This window comes from Clostridium sp. C2-6-12 (assembly GCF_009928485.1).
GTDB lineage: Bacteria > Bacillota > Clostridia > Clostridiales > Clostridiaceae > Clostridium.
The window spans coordinates 1-206 of record NZ_JAABNP010000121.1 but is presented as its reverse complement, the minus strand read 5'-3'; the positions used below and the strand labels follow the sequence as shown (position 1 = coordinate 206).

Sequence of the window (206 nt, the reverse complement as noted above, 5' to 3'; positions counted from 1 at the left end):
TTTAGATTTATACCAAGCTTTAAATGTTTTATTAAATGATTCTATTAGATTGTTATTGGTATCACTAGACATAGGTTCTACAGGTACGTGTTCGGTATTTGGCAATGCCGTCGCGACAGCTTCATTATATGAAGGAAGTCTATCGGTTATAAAATAAGTTGGTTCGCCACAAGCTTTTGCGCTATTAATTAATGTATAAGCTGAGT

1 pseudogene is annotated in these 206 nt (G+C 34.0%); it reads right to left on the bottom strand.

From position 1 onward, the window contains the following. A pseudogene (locus GXK56_RS27640) lies at positions 1 to 206 on the bottom strand (IS6 family transposase); the annotation flags it as partial.